The 21247-nt window shown below is 59.3% G+C and carries 21 protein-coding genes and 1 pseudogene; 11 read left to right on the top strand and 11 right to left on the bottom strand.

Annotated features, from left to right (window positions below):
• Positions 1 to 52: 52 nt before the first annotated feature.
• The 4 genes and pseudogenes from ABSB80_RS05575 to ABSB80_RS05590 all read right to left on the bottom strand — a co-directional run bounded on the left by ABSB80_RS05575 (position 53) and on the right by ABSB80_RS05590 (position 1678).
• Positions 53 to 481, bottom strand: a complete 429-nt coding sequence (locus ABSB80_RS05575; protein WP_428368992.1) for a PhzF family phenazine biosynthesis protein — start codon at positions 479 to 481, stop codon at positions 53 to 55.
• A 160-nt stretch (positions 482 to 641) separates the two neighbouring features.
• A pseudogene (locus tag ABSB80_RS05580) lies at positions 642 to 770 on the bottom strand (PhzF family phenazine biosynthesis protein); the annotation flags it as partial.
• Between the two features lie 56 nt (positions 771 to 826).
• Positions 827 to 1240 carry a hypothetical protein gene (locus ABSB80_RS05585; RefSeq protein WP_428368993.1) on the bottom strand — a complete coding sequence of 138 codons (414 nt, stop codon included), beginning with the start codon at positions 1238 to 1240 and terminating at the stop codon, positions 827 to 829.
• A gap of 108 nt (positions 1241 to 1348) precedes the next feature.
• Positions 1349 to 1678 carry a hypothetical protein gene (locus ABSB80_RS05590; protein WP_428368995.1) on the bottom strand — a complete coding sequence of 110 codons (330 nt, stop codon included), beginning with the start codon at positions 1676 to 1678 and terminating at the stop codon, positions 1349 to 1351.
• 171 nt (positions 1679 to 1849) lie between these two features.
• Here ABSB80_RS05590 and ABSB80_RS05595 point away from each other — a divergent pair, with 171 nt between their 5' ends.
• Entirely contained in the window at positions 1850 to 2698 is an 849-nt protein-coding gene (locus ABSB80_RS05595; RefSeq protein WP_428368997.1) for a DNA-3-methyladenine glycosylase family protein, read from the top strand.
• Positions 2699 to 3269: 571 nt separating this feature from the next.
• Here ABSB80_RS05595 and ABSB80_RS05600 read toward each other — a convergent pair.
• Positions 3270 to 4496 (bottom strand): adenosylhomocysteinase, encoded by a 1227-nt coding sequence (locus ABSB80_RS05600; RefSeq protein ID WP_428368999.1) that lies wholly within the window; start codon positions 4494 to 4496, stop codon positions 3270 to 3272.
• Between the two features lie 161 nt (positions 4497 to 4657).
• Between ABSB80_RS05600 and hisF the strand changes: the two genes are divergently transcribed.
• Positions 4658 to 5464, top strand: coding sequence for an imidazole glycerol phosphate synthase subunit HisF (gene hisF, locus ABSB80_RS05605; protein WP_428369001.1), 807 nt, complete (start codon positions 4658 to 4660; stop codon positions 5462 to 5464).
• On the opposite strand, the gene pheT is transcribed toward hisF, so the two are convergent.
• From pheT to endA, 4 genes are read right to left on the bottom strand one after another with little or no spacing between them, the layout of a single operon-like run.
• The gene (pheT, locus tag ABSB80_RS05610; RefSeq protein WP_428369003.1) at positions 5433 to 7061 is read right to left on the bottom strand and encodes a phenylalanine--tRNA ligase subunit beta; all 1629 of its coding nucleotides are present in this window, start codon (positions 7059 to 7061) and stop codon (positions 5433 to 5435) included. The two genes, hisF and pheT, sit on opposite strands and share 32 nt — an antisense overlap.
• Positions 7061 to 8503 carry a phenylalanine--tRNA ligase subunit alpha gene (gene pheS / locus ABSB80_RS05615; protein WP_428369005.1) on the bottom strand — a complete coding sequence of 481 codons (1443 nt, stop codon included), beginning with the start codon at positions 8501 to 8503 and terminating at the stop codon, positions 7061 to 7063. Before pheS ends, pheT begins: the two co-directional genes overlap by 1 nt.
• 1 nt (position 8504) lies before the next feature.
• Positions 8505 to 9761, bottom strand: a complete 1257-nt coding sequence (locus tag ABSB80_RS05620) for a tryptophan--tRNA ligase (protein ID WP_428369007.1) — start codon at positions 9759 to 9761, stop codon at positions 8505 to 8507.
• A 9-nt stretch (positions 9762 to 9770) separates the two neighbouring features.
• On the bottom strand, positions 9771 to 10781 hold the full coding sequence (gene endA, locus ABSB80_RS05625; protein ID WP_428369193.1) for a tRNA-intron lyase: 1011 nt from the start codon (positions 10779 to 10781) through the stop codon (positions 9771 to 9773).
• 307 nt (positions 10782 to 11088) lie between these two features.
• Here endA and ABSB80_RS05630 point away from each other — a divergent pair, with 307 nt between their 5' ends.
• The 6 genes from ABSB80_RS05630 to ABSB80_RS05655 are packed head-to-tail and all read left to right on the top strand — an operon-like array spanning position 11089 to position 18356.
• Positions 11089 to 11754, top strand: a complete 666-nt coding sequence (locus tag ABSB80_RS05630) for a 4Fe-4S single cluster domain-containing protein (protein ID WP_428369009.1) — start codon at positions 11089 to 11091, stop codon at positions 11752 to 11754.
• Entirely contained in the window at positions 11733 to 12131 is a 399-nt protein-coding gene (locus ABSB80_RS05635) for a DUF1257 domain-containing protein (RefSeq protein WP_428369011.1), read from the top strand. The genes ABSB80_RS05630 and ABSB80_RS05635 overlap by 22 nt, the downstream gene beginning before the upstream one ends.
• A gap of 1 nt (position 12132) precedes the next feature.
• Positions 12133 to 13692, top strand: a complete 1560-nt coding sequence (locus tag ABSB80_RS05640; protein WP_428369013.1) for an AAA family ATPase — start codon at positions 12133 to 12135, stop codon at positions 13690 to 13692.
• Between the two features lie 5 nt (positions 13693 to 13697).
• The gene (locus tag ABSB80_RS05645; RefSeq protein WP_428369015.1) at positions 13698 to 16505 is read left to right on the top strand and encodes a hypothetical protein; all 2808 of its coding nucleotides are present in this window, start codon (positions 13698 to 13700) and stop codon (positions 16503 to 16505) included.
• A gap of 5 nt (positions 16506 to 16510) precedes the next feature.
• Positions 16511 to 18133, top strand: coding sequence for an Hsp70 family protein (locus tag ABSB80_RS05650; RefSeq protein ID WP_428369017.1), 1623 nt, complete (start codon positions 16511 to 16513; stop codon positions 18131 to 18133).
• Positions 18134 to 18152: 19 nt separating this feature from the next.
• Positions 18153 to 18356 carry a DUF2997 domain-containing protein gene (locus ABSB80_RS05655; protein WP_428369019.1) on the top strand — a complete coding sequence of 68 codons (204 nt, stop codon included), beginning with the start codon at positions 18153 to 18155 and terminating at the stop codon, positions 18354 to 18356.
• A gap of 3 nt (positions 18357 to 18359) precedes the next feature.
• Here ABSB80_RS05655 and ABSB80_RS05660 read toward each other — a convergent pair whose 3' ends face one another.
• On the bottom strand, positions 18360 to 19199 hold the full coding sequence (locus ABSB80_RS05660; RefSeq protein ID WP_428369021.1) for a deoxyribonuclease IV: 840 nt from the start codon (positions 19197 to 19199) through the stop codon (positions 18360 to 18362).
• Between the two features lie 85 nt (positions 19200 to 19284).
• Positions 19285 to 19632, bottom strand: a complete 348-nt coding sequence (locus ABSB80_RS05665; RefSeq protein ID WP_428369023.1) for a hypothetical protein — start codon at positions 19630 to 19632, stop codon at positions 19285 to 19287.
• A 116-nt stretch (positions 19633 to 19748) separates the two neighbouring features.
• Here ABSB80_RS05665 and ABSB80_RS05670 point away from each other — a divergent pair, with 116 nt between their 5' ends.
• The 3 genes from ABSB80_RS05670 (at position 19749) to ABSB80_RS05680 (ending at position 21175) form a co-directional block, all read left to right on the top strand.
• Positions 19749 to 20183 carry a YfcE family phosphodiesterase gene (locus tag ABSB80_RS05670; RefSeq protein WP_428369194.1) on the top strand — a complete coding sequence of 145 codons (435 nt, stop codon included), beginning with the start codon at positions 19749 to 19751 and terminating at the stop codon, positions 20181 to 20183.
• 183 nt (positions 20184 to 20366) lie between these two features.
• A complete protein-coding gene (locus ABSB80_RS05675; protein ID WP_428369025.1) occupies positions 20367 to 20720 on the top strand; it encodes a GlpM family protein in 354 nt (117 codons plus the stop codon).
• Between the two features lie 95 nt (positions 20721 to 20815).
• Entirely contained in the window at positions 20816 to 21175 is a 360-nt protein-coding gene (locus ABSB80_RS05680; RefSeq protein WP_428369027.1) for a metal-dependent hydrolase, read from the top strand.
• Positions 21176 to 21247 lie beyond the last annotated feature (72 nt).

The following is a 21247-nucleotide window of genomic DNA, read 5'->3' on the forward strand; positions in this document are numbered from 1 at the left end:
CAGATCGTTACCGCCTGCCCGCAGATCAGAACCCGCTGGTTGCCGCCTATCCTTACGCTGAGCATACCACTCCGTTCAGACACTTGGTGCGCAAGTAACTCGTTTTTGTGCAGCCTTTTTCCCAGAACGGACCAAGGCAGCAGTGGCCCAAACCGGTAACAGAATCCTCATCCATACCGACAGCAAGGGCAAAAAAATGGCTGACAAAATCAACGTGTCCGGGATCCGCCGGGGCAGTTACCATAATAGCCCGGGCGGGAACTTCAGCAAGACACCTGAAATCAGGCCGTATATCCTTGACTTCCCGTTCCGATCCTGTTTCAACCACGTAATCGAACCGGTTTTTCCCGACATACCGGGGCCGGATGCCAAGAGCATCCGCAAGGCCGGGGGGTGCCGGTGCGGGCTGGTCCGACTCGTCCGGAAAGTCCATGGCGATCCAGTCGCCGTTCAATTCTGCTGTGAACGTGCCGCTCTTCATGAAGAAACGGGCACACTCTCCGGTGCCCAGGTACCTCTGCTGCCACAGGATGTAGGCCGATGCAAGCGTGGCATCCCGCAGAGCTCCACCTCGATCCAGGGAGTGAACCAGCGAAGGTCGAATCCGTCGTGCTCCGTGACGATAAATGCATTTCGGACAGGTCAATCTCCCGTGCCACTGCCTGAATCCACAATAAATCCGCCGGCTCTGAGAGCATGCAGACGCCGGCGGGGTTTCCTGAACCCGGCTTTTCCGTGAATGCGTCAACGCAGAAAAGAGTGGAGTTCATGGTGCTTTTCTCCTCTTTACCACGGAACGGTCCGGCGGGAAATCCCGCTTAAACAGTTACGTGTAGAGATTGGCAAACTGCTGCGTCGCCGGTTCCTGCGCCTGCCTAGTAAGAATGATGCGATTCAGTTCGTCAATCAGCGGCTGGAGTGCAGGAGGCACAGCGGAATCTTCGGTATACACTATCTTTCCGTGATAACTTATGATATAATGTATAAAATCCGCCCCGTAGCGATGGGACGTATAATTGTTCTCGAGCATCGAGAACTGTGCCTTGTCGAAGAGATTGGAGAGAGTTTCAAGCTCAGTCTGGTTGATTTGGATCTCTCTATTTACATCCTTGCCCGAAAAGACCGCATCGCCGTTGTCGAATATGACGAGCCTCTCGTCCAGGCGTGCGACTCCCCCGGTACGCAGATAATCTACCAGTATCGCGGGGGGGGTTGCCCGGGACACCGACGGTGTCTTCACTCCAAGACATCCGGACACGATTGCTGCTGCTACAAGAAAAATTACACACGCCGCTATCCAGTTCCTGATACGTATCACTCCTCAGCCGGGAATTCGCATCCGGGGACGTTAAATCTGCAGGACATCTGCCTTTGCAGGTTTTCCTGAGGTCTTGCGTTCAGGCAGGACTTCTTCGAGAGCTGCAACCAGGCCGTCAACTTTTTCATTGTTGAACGCCGTCCTGAATGCAGCAATTTCGGCGCGGTTCATGATCATGATGCCTTTTTTCTTCATCGGGAGACCGTTGTCGCCGATCGGGTTGATATCGATTGCAAGGGAGGCCGCACGGTTCTTGGTCGCCGGGAGCCGGATGATGGAAACACCTTTCACCGACGTCTGTTTGCGTTCCCAGTCCTGCCCTTCCTCAATAAATGTCTTCAGGATCTCCGTTAATTCCATGAGAAGAACTATTGATTTATATATTAAAAGGCTATTCGTTCCAATGCGAAACTGTTTTGCGATCTCCGATGTCCACGCAGCCTTTCTCCGGAATTTCCTGCCCTCAACGCGGGATTAAATTCCTTAAACCCTAATAGGGGAGGTACAAAGATAGTTCCGGATCCGAAACCCATGCCTGTCCTTACCCTTTCCCGGGACCAGCCGTTCTCGCTGGACCAGACCCTTGCCTGCGGCCAAGTCTTCCGCTGGGACCGCACTGATGACGGAGCCTGGTATGGTATCGTTGGCAGCCACGTCATACGGATACGGCAGGACGGCCCCCATCTCTCGTTTGCGGGTACAACAGGAGAGTTTATCCGCGATTATTTCTCTCTTGACCTGGACCTCGGGTCGATCCTTTCAGCAATCGACCGCGACCCGTTCATTCATACTGCGATTGAGCGGTGCAGGGGCCTGCGGCTTATCCGGCAGCCTCCCTGGGAATGCCTCATATCGTATATCTGCTCCACCAACTCCAATATCCCCATGATCCGCCGGCGGATCGCGACGATCGCCGAAAAGTTCGGAAAAGAGGTGGCATTCGAAGACAGGGTCTATTACACATTCCCGGAACCGGACGCCCTGTCCTGTTCCGGTGACAATGCACTCGCCGACTGCCGGCTCGGGTACCGCCAGCCGTATGTCTTCCGTACTGCCTGCGATATCGATGACGTGAAGAGCTGGGAAACCTCAATCGCGGCCATGCCCTGCGAGGATGCCCGTCGGGCTCTCATGAAACTTTCCGGCGTCGGGCCGAAAGCGGCAGACTGTATCCTCCTCTTCGCGTTCCGGAAATACGAGGCCTTCCCGGTAGATGTCTGGATCCGCCGGATCATGCAAAAGCATTATCTCCCAACGTTAAGCACCGGTTCTGCTCTCACCGGCTGGGAATACGATATCATCCGCCGCTTTGCACGCGATCATTTCGGGGAATACTGCGGGTATGCACAGGAATACCTGTACGCGGCGAGGGAGGGGTAAATGATGGAAATACTCCACTCTTGGGGTAGACTGCTCGCAATGTTGATCGCCGACTATCGACACTCCGCTGTGGGGAGCCCCTTCGGGGCTGTTATAATGGCTCACAGAAATCAATCTTTTTCTACTTTTTCAAAAATTGACAATGTGCAGCTTTTAAAAAAAAATTCAGGTCAGGATGCGGCAATAAAAAATAATTGTCAGATCGGTTAGGGGGAATTTTAAAAAATTGCCGGGTCCGGATGTGATAATAAAAAATAATTGCCGGATCGGTTGGTGACAATTTAGAAAAATTCCCTGATCAGATTGAAGGAATTGTGCCGGAAAAATCCGGAAATTTCTTTCATTTTACGACTGTGGAATGGTCTGGCCGTACTGCGGATTTTAAAAAATTGTCAGGTCCGGAGGTGACAATGGCTGAATATCGCGATCGGATCGCGTGGGAAGGGGTAAGAAATACGTGGTCACCGATATGAGGGGGCCCCGGACATTTGCGAGCAGAGGTGGTTCCTGAAACTGGTGGAGATCCAGCCCAGGAGTGGAGCACGCGGATTTTTTAAAAATTCCAATACTCTTACGTCCCGATATCCCAGCTGCAGAGATATTTTTTCTGCTCTTGTGTCATCGAATCGATGGAGAGTCCAAGCGACGAGAGCTTCCGGTTTGCGACCTCTTCGTCGATCTCCTGCGGGACATCGTAGACCCCGCCCTTGAGTTTTTTGCCCGACTTTGCAATAAAGCGGGCGCAGAGCGCCTGGAGCGCAAAACTCAGGTCCATCACTTCGATGGGATGCCCCATGCCCTTCGGGGTCGCTAGGTTGACGAGTCTCCCCTCGGCAAGCACGTGGACTGCTTTTCCTTTCAGCATGAAGGTCTCAATACCCTCGCGCTGGACAACATTGTCCGCATGGTCGTGGAGCCACCCCATGTCGATCTCCACGTTGAAATGGCCGGCATTGGAGAGGATGGCCCCTTCTTTTAACTTTTTGAAGTGCTTTCCGTTGATGACGCTGGTGTTGCCGGTGGTCGTGATGAAGATGTCCCCGAGCGCTGCAGCCTTCTCCATCGTCATGACGGAATACCCGTCCATGTGTGCCTCGAGGGCCCGCCGCGGGTCGACTTCGGTGACGATGACCTTTGCCCCGAGGCCGTGGGCCTTCTTTGCAAGCCCCCTGCCGCAGTACCCGTACCCGGCAATCACCACGTACTTCCCGGCGATCAGGGTATTGGTCGTGATCATGATCGAGGTGAGAGCGCTCTCCCCGGTGCCGTGGACATTGTCAAAGAACCGTTTCATCGGGGTGTCGTTCACCGCGACCACCGGGAACTCAAGCTTACCTTCTGCGGCCATGGAGCGGAGGCGGTGGATGCCGGTGGTGGTCTCTTCGCAACCACCGATCACCTTCTTTATGAGGTCACGCCGTTTCGTGTGGATGTAATGGATTAGGTCCATCCCGTCATCGATGGTGATGACCGGTTGTGCGTCAAGGACCTTGTTGATCGCTTCGTAGTATTCCTCCACCGTGCAGGCACGCCTGGCATAACAGTGGACATTTTTTACGGTATTGAGTGCTTCGGCAACATCGTCCTGCGTGGAGAGCGGGTTGCACCCGGTGATATGTACTACGGCCCCGCCTGCAGCGAGGGTAGTAACGAGATTGGCGGTCTTGGCCTCGACATGGAGGGCCATGCCGATCGTCATGCCGGCAAAGGGCTTCTCCTTCTCAAACTGCTTTCGTATCGCGGCAAGCACCGGCATGTACTGCGCCGCCCATTCGATCTTCAGCATTCCTGAACTCATGAACATCCTCGTATCCGGGAACGACCCGCAGGCCCCCGTACTGATTACCCTATGAGTAGGCATCCCATATCAGATAAAAACTCCGTGATATCTCCTGCGAACTTGTGCAAAATCACGGTGTGGAAATATAGATAGGGGTTGCACGCCCAGATTCTGTACCCATGGTGCTCACGCGACGGATCATTCCCTGCCTCGACCTCAAGGACGGCAGGGTGGTGAAAGGCACGAATTTCCTCGGGCTCAGGGACGCCGGCGACCCGGTCGAACTTGCCGGGAGGTACAACGACCAGGGCGCGGACGAGGTGGTCTTCCTCGATATCACCGCGTCGAAGGAGAAGCGGGGCATCATCATCGACCTGATACAGCGGGCGGCAGACCAGCTCTTCCTTCCGCTTACGGTCGGCGGTGGGCTCAGGTCCCTTGACGATATCCAGCAGATCCTCCGGGCCGGCGCGGACAAGGTGAGTGTCAACACGAGCGCGGTCCATGACCCCGCCCTCATCACCCGCGGGGCAGAGGCATTCGGGACGCAGTGCATTGTCGTCGCAATGGACGTCCGCCGAAACTTCACGCCCAACCCGGAAGCGATCCCCGTTCTCCTCGAAGACGGGGCGCAGTGCTGGTACGAAGTGGTGATCTACGGCGGGAGCAAGCCGACCGGCATCGATGCCATCGCCTGGGCACAGGAGGCAGAAGAGCGCGGGGCGGGCGAGATCCTGCTCACCAGCATGGAGACCGACGGCACGAAGAACGGTTTCGATATCGCGATCACGTCGGCCATTTCCGATGCCGCCGGGATCCCGGTGATCGCGAGCGGCGGAGTCGGCACGCTCGGGCATTTCTACGACGGTTTTGTAAAGGGAAAAGCCGATGCATGCCTTGCCGCAAGCGTCTTCCACTACGGGGAATTCACGGTCAGGGACGTAAAAGAGTATCTCAGAGGGCGGGGTATCCCGGTACGGCTCTGAGATCGAGCTCGAACGCTGCCACGGAGTGTTCCAGTTCGAAGGAGTTCAGCACTGCAGGGTGGATCTCCCCGAAAACCCCTGCTTTTTTGCCGGCGACGATGATATCCGCTCTCCTGCCTTCGATGAAGGCCGGGTCTTCCGACTCTTTCACCGTGTAGGCAATAGAGAGCTCGTGCAGGACTGCATCGGCACACGCATACGCTTCCGAGAAGTCCGCATCGGGATGCGTGCTGACACCGGCCGCCTGCTGGTGGGTGGCACAGCACTCGACCACGTCGCCGACCGTGAAGAGGCGCTGGGGAAGTTCGCGGTGGCGGTTGAGGGCCAGGAACTCGAGGAGCAGGGGCAGCAGATCCGTCCTGACGACCGTGTTCTCGATGCTGATCGGGTGGAGCACGTGGAGGACACCGGGGACCTCAGGCCGGCGCATCCTGTTGAAGAGGGTGTCCTCGTTTGTCAGGGTGAACGGCATCACCTCCAGGTATCCGAGACCGCAGAAGATATCCCGTGCGATATTCGCGTACGTCTGCACCGGGTGGGGCTTCCCGACCGTGAAGGTTGCCGGCGGCATTGCCTGGAGGTTTTCATACCCGTACGCGATGGCAACGTCTTCGAAGATGTCCCAGTCATGCATGATGTCCGCACGGTAGCAGGGGACCTGGATCTTCAGCCGGTCGGTGCCGGCGGGCTGCGCACCGAACCGCATCTTTTCGAGAAGTGCTGCCATCGAGGAGGCCCTCAGTTCGATGCCGAGGAGGGCGGAGCACTCCTTCACGCTCACCGTCCGCTCGGCAGGCGCCAGTGTGGGTGTCTGGATTCCGTTGATCTCGACACTTTCGATCCGTGCTCCGGACTCTGCCATCGCGGTGCAGATGATATTCACGGCAACGCCGACTGCCCGCTTGTCGGTCCCGGTCGTATCGAGGAGGATGTTCTTCGTGTCTATGGTCACCCGCGTCCGCTCGCCGTTGATGATCGGGGGGAACGACAGGACATGGTCGTCGTCGTCAACGATCAGTGGGAAGAGGGGGAAGTCCTTCACGATCTTTGCGTAGTCCCTCCCTTTCGGGTGCTTTTCGAGGATCTCGTCCAGGCTCATCTTTTCGGTGAAGTCGAGCGGGATGAACTTCCGGCTGCGGCGCGACGCGATGTAATGGAACGGGGGTTTCACGGTGTCGAGGTCATGGATCCCGATCGCGACCTTGCTCCTGCCCCGCCCGACCGCCCAGTGGAGCGATTCCTGCAGGGCCATGATGCTCTGGATCGATTCGTCGTCGAACGAGACCCCGCGGATGACGGCCGCCCCGAGGACCGGGCGGATATCCGCAAGGGCCGGGTCGACCGTGAAGGAGATCCCCGAGAGCCTGACCGGGTACGAGGGCAGGCCACTCTCGATCCCGAGAAAGCCCCGCATGGCGCGCGCCACGCCTTCTGGCGAGAAGAGGTCGGGGCGGTCCGGGAAGAACTCCACGTCGGCATGGTCTTCCTCGATCCGCTCCACGTCCGAACCGATGAGGGCAACCTTATCGAGGATCGTTTTCCGGTCGGTCCGGGTGAGACGCTCAAGATAGCGGTAGGGAAGCGAGATGACTGCCATCAGGCACCTCCCTGCGACCGCCGGTATGCCGGGGTTTCACGGAGGAACGCGACATCGCTGCGATGGAGGTGCCGCAGGTCCTTGAGGCCGAGGTGGAGCATGGCGATCCGGCTCACCCCGAGCCCCCACGCGAGGACAGGGTACTGGATGGCGAACGGCGCGGTGACCTCCTCGCGGAAGACGCCCGCTCCCCCCATCTCGATCCAGCCGATTCCGTCGACATAAACCTCGGCATCGAGACTCGGTTCGGTGTAGGGATAATAGGATGGCTTGAACCGCACTCCTTCGAACCCCATGCGGTGGTAGAACTCGCGGAGGATCCCGAGCAGGTTGCCGAAATGGACGCCCTCGTCCATCACGATCCCCTCGAGCTGCTCGAACTCGGCGAGATGGGTGGTGTCGATCGTTTCGCGCCGGTAAACTCTGCCGATGCAGAAAGCCTTGACCGGGGGGTTGGGGTTCTCAGCAAGGTGCTGGATGGAGAGGCTGGTCGTGTGTGTCCGCAGCACGCACTGCTCTGCCTTCGCCTCCTTCCATGAACCGCCCCAGCCGGTCGAGGACGTCTCCCCGCCGGACTCGTGCATGGCCTTGACCCGCTCGTAGCCTTCCGGCAGGGGGAGGGTCTCGCTGAGGTAGAAGGTGTCCTGCATCTCACGGGCGGGGTGGTCCTGCGGCTGGAACAGGGCGTCGAAGTTCCAGTAAGACTGCTGGACGATGTTGCCGTAGAGTTCGGTGAACCCCATGTCGAGCAGGATCTCCCGCATCTCGGCAATGATCCGCTGGTAGGGGTGGATCTTGCCGGGATATGCTTTTCTCGGGAGCTTGTTCACGTCGTATTTGCGGAGGCTGAGGTTCTTCCACTCACCCGATATGATCTGCTCGCGGGTGAGAGTGCCGGTCTCTCCGCGGAGGTCGAGACCTTGTTTGACTTTTAAGGTCCCTGCTTCAGTGATAGACAGAGTATACTGAACCTTTTCAGTTTCCTGCAAAAGCCCTCGTTTTATAAGATCCTTTATAAGAGGGTTATTGTTATCTCGGTTTTTTAGTGCAGATTCATCTTTTTCAGTCGAAGCACCTGAAACTTTAGTGACATTGCCTTCGGTCACGGTAATAAGGCCTTTTTTCCGGAGCTGCCCGAAACCAATCTTGAAAGCCGGGTGTTTCTGTAACGCGGATAGAGTGGTGCAATTACCTATTGCAGTCAGAATCTGCGTCTCGGGAAGGCCATTTTCTAAATAGTTCCTTCCTTCTTCAGTATATTCCAGAGTTTTTTTAACGCCTCGTAAGACATCTGCCAGACCATGGTCCTTTCCGAGCAGCCCCCACTGTACGACAGCTTCCGGAGTCGCATCCAATTCATCCGCAAGTTGTTGAACATCCGCTTTATTTTTCTCAGCCAACTTCTCCAGCAGCCGTTTCTCGTTCTGCGTCAGTTCCGCCATGTCATACCTCGATCGTCTCTGCTGCCGCTTCCATCTTCTCCCGGAAGTCTTTCAGGAAAGCCACGACCCGCTCCGCAGTCTCCTTCTTGCACTGCCCGCAGGTGATCTCGCCGGCCGTGCACTTTCGCCGGATCTCCATGAGCTCGTTGTCGTCCGTCACTATGTGGAAGAGGTTGAGGAGGTAGAGGGAGCACTTGTCCGGCTCGCCGCCGAGCTGCTTCTGCTCCTCGAGCGTCATCCTCCCTCCGGTGATCCCGCTCATCACCTTCTTCCTGACCGCGGCCTCGGGCTCGTAGAACGAGATGATGCTCTCCGGGATGCTGCTCGACATCTTGCCGCCGGTCAGGCCGGGCATGAAGATATGGTACGTTGACGACGGGGTATAGAAAGCAAACCCCCCGCATTCCCGCTCGATCTGCCGGACTTTTGCACTCACGTCCGCACAGCGTGCCTCCCTGATGTCCACGTGCCCCTCGTATTTCTTCGCGTGCGGGAACGCTTTTTTCACGGCATCCAGCGCCGTGTTGCGTGCATTCTTCGAGCGGACGCTGATGTAGCCGTCCCGCTCCTCGACCGTGAACATCCGCATCTTGTGGGCGATCCCCCGGGTGAGCCGGATGTGCGGGTCCTGGTCCACGCCCACGGGCACAACGGTTGGTGCCGGTTCCCTGTCGATCTGAGGGAACAGGATATCGGCCACCTGCGTGATGACGCTGTCGGCATGGGCCAGGTCCGTTTCCGGTGAAAACCCGTAAATCGCCGCGAGTTCCGAGAAGTTCACCTTGGTGGCAGCCTCGAATGCGAGGTCCTTGAGCCGGTCGTTCCTGCTCTGGAAATAGGTCTGCCCCTCGAACCCGAGCGCAAGAAGGCAGGCGAGGTACTCCTTCCCGTACTCCCGGCACTTCTCCCACGGCATCTCCCGGACCGCGTGCGCCTCGCGATCAGCGATGGTGACGTAGCCGTTGCCGCCCTGCTGCACGTGCCAGACCACTTCCTTCATCACCATGAGGTGGCCGAGGTGCGGGTGACCGCTCGGCATAAACCCGGTGAGGATATGGAACGGCGTGCGGTTGCGGATTGCCTGCACGATGGGGCGGTAATCCCGGTGGCCGACCACGATCCCCCGCCGCATGAAATAGGGAATGTCAGGGAGATCGGTGATCACCGGGGCGATGGGCTCGATGCCAAAATCCGCAAAGGCCTTCCCGATATCAAGGGTAGGGGTGCTTGACCAGGGGTTGATCTGAGGTTCCTGCATGGTGAGCGCTCACAGTTTGATCCGTGCAAATTCGACGAACTGGATTCCGGTAGTATGTACGGCCCCAAACAACATCTTCTTTTTGACACTGTGCGCCATCCGCACCGACCGCGATATGACGCTCATGGGCAGGACCGCTTCCTTTTCAACGGCGTGGACCAGCATGTCCGAGTGGACGTTCTTGCCGCAGTAGACCCGGAAGTGGTGGCCGAACTTGTAGCCGGTCCGGGGGGTGAAGGCGTGCCCCCGCAGCTCGGTATAGACCTTGTGCTTCTCCACGACTTCCCGGTCGCCCTCTTGAGCCAGCGTGAGGAAATCCGCCGGGCTTATCGTCTCTCCACCGCGCCTGAGCGTGAGGACATCTTCACCCATCAGGTAGAGGAGTTCCACCGGCGAAAGCATGAGGCGTTCGGCGTCAAGCCGCTTCCCGTAACCTGCCTGTTCGAGGTCCGAGTGTGCGGGAACCCGGACCATCGCGGATTTACCGACCAGTATCGCCTCGTGGTGCGAGAGCGGCGGGACTGGTGCAGCGGCCCCGGCCAGCTTCTGAAGCTTGATCTCGTAATAGGTGAGCTCGTCCTCATCGTCGACGACGGCAAGGACGTACTGCTTTCGCATGTTCCTCGAAGCGACAACTTCCTCGATCAGCTTCTCGAACCGGATCGGATCGCGCTCCGAGAGGACGCGGACGAGGTAGAGGGACTCCCCCGTCCCGGGCTTCTCGCCTCGACGGAATACGCGGAAATCGTGCGGGCCGGTCTGGACCACATACCCCCGCTCGCGGAGGTCGCGGTAGACGAGGAAACTCCGGAGGAAATTGCGCTGGTCGGCAAACTCGGCAAAGAGGGTGTCGAACGTGAAGTCATCGAACGCGATCTTCTGCCGGTGGAGGAGGTAGAGGGCCTCCTGCGAGGAGAGCCGCAGTCCCTGCGGGTCCGGCCTCCCGTACCCGCTCTGCTCGTAGAGTGCATGCCCTTCCTTCCCGAGGCGTATTGCCGTGCCATCAAATGTCGCTTTCACTGCCTGATCTATTGTTGCTGAAGGATTATAATGGCGCGTGGATACAAGGGGATCGGGCTGGATACGCATGAACGGGCCAATCTGTAATCCTTAAGGAATACAAAAGAAATACCCGCAAATTTTAGAGCAATGCGTTTAAAAGGGGAGAAATCGAACCTGTATAGTCAGATCGTATCTCATAAGTATGCTGATATTGCACGTCCCCGCGGGTGATCTTCATTCCGGGATGATTGGGTAATACTATAAGATACATCGATCCCCCACACCGGAACATTTTGACTGGCCAATACATCATGGCGGAAAAATGATGGTGCATGTTACAAGCGACCCCGGATGCCGACCTAAGAGCGTTCTCAACCTCGCGGGTTTTCTCGCCCGCTCGGAAGTGAACGGCCCGGGTATCCGGGCGGTCGTCTGGGTGCAGGGCTGCCCGATCCGGTGCAGGGGGTGCTTCAACCCGCAGTCATGGTCCTTTTCTCCCGCCCACATGGTTGCCGTCGATGAGCTTTCAGAGCAGATCCTCGCCCTTGACGATATCGACGGTGTCACATTCTCCGGCGGCGAGCCGTTTGCACAGGCAGCCGCACTTGCAGATCTCGGGGGCCAGATGAAACACGCGGGACTGAGTATCGTTACCTTCACGGGATACACGCACGAGCATATCCTGCGGGATGGCCGGCCATCGTACCTCCGCCTCCTGATGATGACCGATCTCCTGATAGCCGGGCCCTATATCCCTTCATGCGCACCGGCACACCCGTTCGCCGGCTCGGGAAACCAGTGTATTCTCCCGCTGAACGGGAACCTTGCATCCGGTACTGCCGTGCCTGTGACTCCCATCAGGCAGGCAGAGTATACCATCCTGCCGGACGGGAGCATCACGGTGACCGGCTTCCCGGGACCGCAGGTCACCCGGCGGGTAGCAGCACGCTGCAGGAGGGGGGTAAGACCATGTCGCATTACAGCCGCGTAAAGACACTGTTCCGGCACCGGGAGGCGCTCATCACCTGCCTGAAAAACCTCGGATATGATGTGGAAACCGATACTACCATCAGGGGACACCACGGGGAACACACGGTGGATATCGCCGTCACCCGGACCAAGGGGTACGGGATCGGGTTTGTCCGGAATTGCGACGGGACCTATGACATGGTCGCGGACTGGTGGGGGGTTACCGGGGCCGGCGAACAGAAGATCGCACAGCAGCTGAAGGATCAGGCCGGGGCCATCCAGAAGGAATACGCGCGGAACATGGTCCTTTCGCAGGCCCGGGAAGACGGTTTCGAGCTGGTCTCCGAGACCAGCGAGACGGACGGGACCATCAGGATCGTCATGAGGAGATGGGACTAGGATGCAGCAGCCCGAACCGGACTTTTCCCACCGGCTTAATGTCTCGCTCCGGGCACGGGTTACGCTCGTGGTGGTCATGAGCCCGGAGGAGGAGCGGGTTGTCTCCCGCATCCGGGAGGTCTGCGAAACGTGGGAACCCGCGCGCCAGTGCATCACCTGGGACAGCGCCGATGGTTTTGCGGTCATTTCGGGCAACAGGAATTTCCTCACCCAGTCCCGCGACCCCCTCGCGGCACTGGAGGACATCACCAAGACCGACGAGAACGCGGTGATCGTACTCAAGGACTTCCACGAGTTCTGGAACAACCCGCAGGTGAAGCGCAGGGTCCGCAACCTCTCCCAGAAGTTCCGGTACAACCGGCGGACCATCGTGATCATCACGCCGGTCCATAAAATACCCGACGAGATCCGGGACGATGCAGTGGTCATCCATTTCCCGCCGCCCGCTGCTGCCGAGCTCGGGAACGAGCTGGACATGCTTCTTGCCACGAGCGGGATTGCGAGTTCGCTCTCGAAGGGAGGGCGGGAGAAGATCATCCAGGCCGCACTCGGCATGACCCTCAACCAGGCGCGCCGCTCGTTCTCAAAAGCGATCGTCACGCACGGCACGCTTGACGACCGGGACATCGACGAGGTCATAGCGGACAAGAAAGACGTCCTGAGCCGTTCGGATGCCCTGGAGTTCTACAGCCTGACGGAGACCCCGGAGAATGTCGGGGGCCTTTCGGTACTCAAGGAATGGCTCCGCCTCCGGGAACGGGCCTTCACGGAAGAAGCACGAGAGTACGGCCTGCCTGCCCCCAAGGGGATCGCCCTCATCGGCATTCCCGGCACCGGGAAGAGCCTGACGGCAAAGATGATCGCCGACCTCTGGCACCTCCCGCTCCTGAGGCTTGATGTGGGGGCCCTCTTTGGCAGCCTTGTCGGAGAGTCAGAAGAGCGCACCCGGCGGGCCCTGTCCCTTGCCGAGACCATCGCCCCCTGCATCCTCTGGGTGGACGAGATAGAGAAGGCGTTTGCGTTCGGAAGCGGGGACGCGGGCACCAGCCAGCGCGTGTTTGCCCACCTGCTGACCTGGATGCAAGACAAGACCTCCCCCTGTTTTGTGGTGGCGACGGCAAACAACATCGCGGCCCTTCCCCCGGAACTGCTGCGGAAAGGGCGGTTCGACGAGATCTTCTTCCTCGATCTGCCCACGGTCGAGGAGCGGCGGGAGATCTTCTCGGTCCATTTGCGGAAACGCAAATGCCTCCCCGTAGAATACGACCTCGACCTTCTTGCAAAAGAGAGCGAGGGGTGCGTGGGCGCCGAGATCGAGCAGACAGTCATCGATGCCATGTACCTCGCGTTCAACGAGGGATTGCGACGGGTCACTACCGAAGACATCCTCGGGTGCCTGAAAAAGCAGGTGCCGCTCTCGATCTCACAGCGCGAGACGGTGGCCGCACTGCGTGAGTACCTCGCAGAAGGCCGGGCGGTCTCCGCCTCCCGGCCGGCCCGGTCCTGCGCAGACGCAGGACGGTCGATTGCGCTCGAGACCTTCGACCCGGTCCGCACCTGAACACCATGAACGATCCCTGCCGCGTCCCTCTCATCAACACCTGGCTCTACAGCCGGGCAGCCAGGAAGTATACAAAGGGAGTAAAAAGGGGAGAGATCCTGGCAGTGCAGGAACTTTTATCGTTATTCGCCGCAACGGACTCGCCGGACCTCCGCGCCGCTGTCATCGACGGCCTCGGTTCTCTCGTGTCCCGGGAACAGGAAGACCTGCTCTGCCGCGAAGTTCTCAGGAATGGCATTCCTGAGCTGGTGAACCTCGTAATAGTACGCGGATACACCCCCCACGATCCTGCCGATCAGGCACTCTTCTCTTTTGTGACCGGGCAGAAGGAGCGCTTGTCCGGGACGGATACGGCTGCTGGTTGCCCGCTGCTGGCTGGAGGGTATGTCCGGGCAGACCCTGCGGCCCGGAGGAATGCCCTGCGCCGCGCACGTGATAGCGGGACGTGCAACCTTCTTGCCGCCGCACTTGTCGGGGACCCGGTCACCAGGTCTGCCGGGGGATGGTCGCCTGTCGAGTGGGAGGTCGTCGTGAGCGGGCTCATACAGGATGGACGGTGGACGGATCTCTGGCAGCTCGCCCCGTTTGCACCACCGAAACTGGCAATTACTGCCATCGCCGCGATCAAATCTTCCGAATGGGCACCCCCCGGGGACGCCGGGAAAATCTTTTCAGACATTCTCGCAGTCCTTCCCGGTGAATGGAGCTATCCTGTACCTGCAGCAGGGCTGCTGACCCGCAGTATCGGGCGCCCGGCAAGCAGGGTCGTGCGCCTGGCTTTCTCACCGGACAGCACGCTGCTCGCCACCGGCAGCTGCGACGGGATCATCTCGGTCTGGCAGATCAGCTCTGCACGAAACCGGGTAACCCTTAACACGGGTACTGGGTCAGGCAGGTTCCTTGCCATAACGCCGGACAACACCCGCATAATCTTTGGCAGCGACGATGGCGCACTCCACTGTCACGAACTGCAGGAGGGGAACCACAGCTGGTCATGGCACGGCAAAAGGGGCAGTGAGGTCCGGGCATTGGTCCTCTCCAGGGACGGGCTGACGGCCATCACCGGAGACACCGGGGGGACTGTCTGCATTCTTTTTATGGATGACGGGAAGACGGGCGGCGTGATCCCGGCCCACAACTCCCCAATCACCTGTCTGGCCCTTTCATCGGAAGGTAGCAGACTTGTAACCGGGCATGAGGACGGCACCATTTCCCTTCTCGACCTTTCTTCACGCACCTGCCTGTCCGCGCCGAAAGATTACGGGGACGCTGTCAGGTCCCTCACGTTCAGTGATGATGGCAGTCAGGTCCTGGTGCTCCACGAACATACACCTCCGTCCCTGTGGGACACGGTATCCGGCACAAAGATAAGGGTATTTTCCGGGCGGGGGGATACCATCGTGTGCAGTGCGGTCTCTCCAGCCCGTTCATGGTTTGCGGGCGGCAGCGGCGACCATACTCTCCGCTGCTGGCGCTGGTCCGGTGAGAAAACGGTTGCCACCGTCCCGTTCTACAGCCGGCACATCACCTGCTCTGCCCCGGCCCCCGATGGCAGCCTTCTCATTACCGGTTTTTCCAGTGGCACCATCCGGTTGTACAACATGCCCGCCTCAGACCTGATAAGGGAGTTCAAAGGACACAAAAAAGCAGTCACCTGCTGCACATTCTCCCCTGACGGTTCGGGTTTTGCGACAGCAAGCTGGGACGGGACCGTCAGATTCTGGCGCCTGCCGTCTGGAGAGATCCAGCGGACATTCGAACACCATGCCGGTGACGTCATTTCGCTCGCCTCTCCATCGGGCAGTCGTATGGTTATTGCTGCCACATCAGATGGTTTTGCCCGGGTTTACCCGGACGGGGACGTGAACCCTGCCCGGGTGATCGACATGTATACCCCCGGGATCCGGGCAGTAGCCGCCAGCCCCGGAGGTACCCGCCTTGCCTGTGCCGGCAGCAATGCCACCCTGCGGATCTGGGACCTTGATGATGGCAGCCTTGTGGCAGGCGCGGACAGGCTCTCCACAACCCTTCGGTGCCTGGCATGGACACCGGACGGGTCCGCGCTCCTGTCAGGGGGCTGGGACGGGAAGGTCAGGACATGGAGCATCCCGGACTGCCAGCTGGTCAGGACCTGCCGGGGACATGCAAGTATCGTCACCTGCCTGGCACTCTCACGCGACGGTGCACTGCTTGTAACGGGGAGCAATGACACCACGGTCTGCCTCTGGAGAACAGGAGAACAGAAACCGTACACCGTCCTCCGTGATTCCCGGAGCGAAGTGAGCGCCCTTGCTCTCAGTCACGATGGGTCCCTTCTTGCCACAGGAGGGGCCGATGCGGTCATCCGGCTCTACCGGCTACCGGATGGCACCCCCGACGGCACACTTGCCGGGCTCCCGGCTAAAGTGACCGCGCTTTCGATTACACCAGACGGGCTGGTGCTCGCTGCGGGATATGACAGCGGAACCCTCGCATTCTTTTCCCTGCAGGAGAACAAACTCATCCGGACAGTCCCCGCCCATTCCGCAGCCATCAGCGGGATTGCGCTGACCGGGGGCGGGACGGAACTGACCACAAGCGGGCTTGACGGGATGGTCCGGTCCTGGAAATTCCCGTGGACAAGGGCTCTCTCGGAAACGGACCTGACTGATATCCCCGTTGTGCGGGATCATGCGGCAGCGGCCGTAAGTAAGAATGATGGATGCTCCTGGGCATTCCTTGACCGCATGCTCTCATATCGGTTCCAGGCCGAGATCGAACTCTGCGACTGCCGGCAGGTCCCCGGGGCCTATGATATCCAGATCTGCGGGTGAACATGGTGGACCGGGGGGGAGACCAGAAGAACGAAAGAACGCGGCTCGGAGTGGACTTCGGGATGAGCAACACGGTCCTTGCCATCACTAAAGAGGCCGGCTATGAGGCACGAACCATCGGGCTCAACGGGTTCTCCGCGGAATTTCCCGCCCGGACAAATGAAGGGAAGATTTTTTATGTGCCCTCGCTGGTCCACTATACAGAGGACCGAGGGGTACTCGTTGGCGAAGAAGTTGTCCGGAACCGGTGTGAAAACCATCCCGCCACTGCCCGCTGGATGAGGAAATACCTGAGCGAGAAGAGCATGGTCCGTATCCCGGCAGGAGGGGATCGCAGGACCGGGTATTGCGAAGCTGCAACCGATTTTCTCTCCCGGGTCCTGTCGCATGCAGCCACTGACTGCGATGAATGGACAGGAATTGTTTTTTCCCTGCCTTCCGGTGCCCCTGCGGATTATCCGGAGTGGCTTGGCCGGGTCGCCCGCATGGCAGGACGGGGGTCATGCTCCTTTGTCAGCGAATACCGGGCTGCGATTGCCGGGTACGGGGTATCCGTGGAAAACGGAGAGGTAGTCATTGTGGTCCGCATGGACGGGACGGACCTTGCTGGTGCAGCCGTCACCCCCGCGCACGAGGGTACCGGGGCGGAAGACGGGGGCATGCGCACCCTCGCAGGTTCCGGGGAGCCTGCCGGGTGTGCCGTGGTCGACGGCTGGATAGTGCGCGACCTGCTCCGGCAGCAGCGGCTTTCGGGGACCGACCCACGAGTAATCCGGATGTATCCCGACCTTCTCCGGGAAGCAAAACGGGTGCGGGAGCTCGTCCCGGTCATGGATGGGGTGCCTTTTGAGCTTACCGACCCGGTATCCGGGTACGCTTTTCGCGCCCGGGTGGGACAGGCCGACCTCCGGCGCATCCTCCATGACCAGGGGCTGGCGGCCGCCATGGACCGAGTATTCGACCGCATCCAGTCGTCGCTTCGCATAAGTGGGCATGAGGAGATGCCGGTCGTCGCCGTGGTCATGATTGGTGAAGGGTGCGCCATGCCTGCCGTGCAGGAGATAGCAAAACGCCGGTTCCCGACTGTCTCAATCTATTGCGATCGCCCGCTCGAGGCAGTAGCACGCGGTGCAGCGCTCTACTGTTCCCCGTCACGCACCCCGGACCGGATCCGGAACAATTACATGCTCCGCTACTGGGATCCGGAGAGCCGTGAGCACCGGTACCGCTTCCTCGTACGCAGCGGGACCCGGTATCCCAGCGCCGGCCAGGTGGCCCGCATCATCATCAGCGCGGCGTATGACGGGCAGGCATACCTGGGCATCCCGCTCTGCGAAAGCAGCGGGTCTCCGGGTGACCCTTCGGAAGGCATCGAACTGGTTTCCGATGCGGGCGGGCGGATGAGGCTTGCCAGTCCCGCTCCTGCACCGGGCGGCAGCCGGGAGCCGGTCCTGGTCAACGGAAAGGATCTTACGCTTCTTGAAGCCACACCGCCCGCGAAGAAAGGAGAGCCGCGGTTTGAATGCACGTTCACGCTCGATGCCGACCGGAACCTCTGCATCACTGCACGGGACCTCATGACGGGAACGATGGTAAAGACGAATGAGCCGGTGCACCGGCTGACATGAAGGAACAGGAGAAGAATTCATGGATATGAAAGAACTGGATATCACGATTGACCGGGAAGGAAGGGTCCGGGTTGCTGTCAGGGGAGGCCACGGGGAAGACTGCATCGACCTTACCAGGAAGATCGAAGAGGCTGTCGGCGTCGTCGAGGAGCGGGCACTGCTCCCGGAATACTATGAGCAGGCTGCGGACGTGCACACCGGGGAAACGCTCCGCAGGTACTGACCGTTACCGCGCGAGTTCCCGGACCTTCGCAATGTTGCCGCGGTCGTCCCGCCGTTCGTCCACGGGAGTCTCGCAGACCAGCGGGAGCGCTGAAAACACGGGTGCGTGCAGGATGCGCCGGAACCCGTCCTCACCGATGAACCCCATCCCGATGTGCTCGTGACGGTCGAGCCCGCTCCCGCGGTCGCCCTTGCTGTCATTGAGGTGGATGACCCGGAGGTTTTTCAGGCCCACCTCTTCGTCGAACCGGGCAAGCGTCTCCCGGAGACCCTCTTCGGTCCTCAGCTCGTACCCGGCCCCGAACGCGTGGCAGGTATCGAAACATACCCCGAGCCTGCCCTTTTTCTGGATGCCGTCCATGATCCCGCGGATGTGTTCGAAACTGCTGCCCACGCTGTTCTTCTCGCCGGCAGTATTCTCAAGGAGGAGCATGACATCATCATCCGATCCCCCGAGCGCAGTATTGATGGCCCTGATGACCCGCGCCCTTCCCCCTGCCATTCCGTCCCCTAGGTGGTGCCCGAGGTGGGTCACCAGGTAGGGGATGCCAAGCCTGCCGCAGCGGCCGAGTTCCGCGATGAGGGTGGCCACCGATTTTTCCCAGATCTCGTCCTTGGGGGACGCAAGGTTGGGGAGGTAGGGCATATGGTCGACCGGGACGATGCCGGTCGTCCGTATTTTCGCCCTGAATTCGTCGCATACCTCGTCAGACAGGGGCTGGTACCCCCAGCCCCGCGGGTTGCGGGAGAACATCTGGAAGACGTCACACCCTGCATCCTTTGCCCGGTCCACCGCGAGGTCGAGTGATCCGGCAATCGAGACATGGACTCCGACTTTCACCATGATACCATACTGTCCTGCAAGAGCAGGATCCTCTTATCATCAATCGGGCTCGCTGACTATTAGGATATTCTGATACTCCCTCATCTCAGCAGGTCACGTGCAGCACCGCGGCATACTTCCGCTGTTCCTGTTCGAGCAGGGGCAGGATATCCGGAGTCGGCCTGACAACCGGTGCATACGCGTCGAGCACTGCGATGGCGTCCGGGGTCAGCGGGAGGTCGCCGTACTGGCCGGTGCCGATGTAGACTGCTATGGGGCGTTCCTTCTCCAGGAATGCCAGTTCTTCAGCCGAGAGCGGCGTATGCCCGTATTCCCCCTTCCGGGGTTTCGAGAGTTTCTTCCTGCGTTTTGAGACCGTACCGTCGGTATGGATGACGATATCATGCTCGAACCGGGTGCCCCCGCGCTCGATCCATCCAAATCCCGTCTTCATGCGATCACCAAAGAGGTGATACCGGAAGGAAGGATAAGAAGATTTCCCGGCAGGGTGGCCTGCCGGGGTGAAAAACCCTTATCCGCGATCAGGGCAACTGAACACTGGTGAAAACCATGCTTATCGGGATACTCTCTGATACCCATGACAATACCGAAATGACGATAAAGGCCGTGTCCTGCCTGAACCGCGAGGGGGTGGAGCACGTGCTGCATGCGGGAGACTATGTGGCGCCCTTCATGATCGACATACTGAAAGACCTGTCCGCACACATGACCGGAGTATTCGGGAACAACGACGGTGACCGGTTCCTGCTGGAGAAGAAGTCTGCTGCCTACCCGCACCTGAAGATCGCGGGGACGTTTGCCCGCCTCGATGCGGGAGGGATGAAGATCACGCTCCTGCATGGCAATGACCGGGAGCTGCTGGAAACACTCGCGGGATGCAGCTCCCTTGACCTTCCGGTATACGGGCATACCCACCGCACGGAGGTCAGGAAGCAGGGTTTCCTCCTGAGATCGTCAACCCCGGTGAAGTGTACGGGCACCTGACCGGCAGGAGCACGGTAGCAATCGTCGATACGGTCAGGCACGAGGGGGGGAGATCGTTGATATCTGAGATCGGGTGTGCAACCATGATACGAGGACCTGCCCTGCGGCACCGGACCATGGTTCGGATAACTGCCGGGAAATACTGCCCCCGGTTACGACCGGCTTTTTAATCCTGCCGGAGAAATGATCCAAAGGATGGACTATCTCTACACGCTCCTGAAATTCGTTGTCGGCGGAAGTGTTATAGTGGGGGTGACCCTCCTTGCCGAGCATGCAGATCCCAAATATGGCGGCATGCTTGCGGCAGCGCCCATAATCACGACTATCGCGTTCCTCTTTACCTACTCCGAGGCAGGGCGGGAGACTACCCGGCAGCTGGTCATCTCGGCATTCTGGTTCGCGATCCCCACTCTCCTGTTCCTGCTGGCATTCTGGTACCTGATGTACCGGTTCAGTATTCTCATAAGCATCGGCGGGGCGTACGGGATCTGGATCGGGGCGCTCCTCGTCATGAACCGTATTCTTACCGGTGCGTGAGGTGACACGGTTCAGGACGCAGGTTTCCGGGCCGATACTTTCACCCGCCGTCCTCCCGGGTTTTAATAGCGGCCTGTGCAAGCTGCATACCGGACATGAACCGGCAGGTGCATATTGGGATCGGCGTAGTCCTGTTTCTCGCGTATGCGTATTTCACAGGCAACCTTCACACCGCCACCGGAGGATTCTTTGTCTACGGGATTGTTGCAGTGGTCGTCGGATCCCTTTTCCCGGATATCCTCGAACCCCCGAGCAGCGGGAGGCACCGGCGCATATTCCATAGCTGGCGGGCGCTGAAGTTCTCTATGGTGATGTTTCTGCTCACCGCTATGCTGGTCATATTCGCTCCCGGCATTTCCCATTTCTTGGTCGTGTCCGGCTCCTCCTGTTTTTTCCTAGGGTATTCGGCACATCTTCTCGCAGACTCCACGACCCGGGCCGGGCTTCCGCGGTGAGCCGGCTACCGTGGTTGTTGAATGATAATTCCGATGAGTCCCGCCCCATTGGTCGTTCACCTGATGGGCAAA

The organism is Methanoregula sp., from assembly GCF_050010295.1.
Lineage (GTDB): Archaea > Halobacteriota > Methanomicrobia > Methanomicrobiales > Methanospirillaceae > Methanoregula.